The organism is Photobacterium sp. R1 (assembly GCF_054600795.1).
The window spans coordinates 1-275 of sequence record NZ_BAAHZP010000512.1; the positions used below are offsets into that span (position 1 = coordinate 1).

The following is a 275-nucleotide window of genomic DNA, read 5'->3' on the forward strand; positions in this document are numbered from 1 at the left end:
GAGGCATAAATAGCGTTAAACGGCATGTCGTAAATGAAGGCATCCGCTTTGCCGTTTGCCACTTCCAGCACGGCATCAGACTGAGTTTCAAACACATTGAGCTTAGCTTTGCTGATCATACGCTTGATTGCTTGCTCGCCTGTGGTGCCAAGCTTAGTCGCAATAGTGTATTTGCTGTCGTTCAGGTCTTTGTAGCTTTTGATCTTACCTTCAAGCTCAGGATTGAGCAGAATAGTCTGACCGACAATGATGTAGGGTTCTGCGAAATTTACGCG

The 275-nt window shown here is 46.2% G+C and carries 1 protein-coding gene; it reads right to left on the bottom strand.

Annotated elements, in window-relative coordinates:
* A partial coding sequence (locus ACYP03_RS26080) for a type 2 periplasmic-binding domain-containing protein (protein ID WP_459782682.1) occupies positions 1 to 275 on the bottom strand: 275 nt, incomplete at both ends.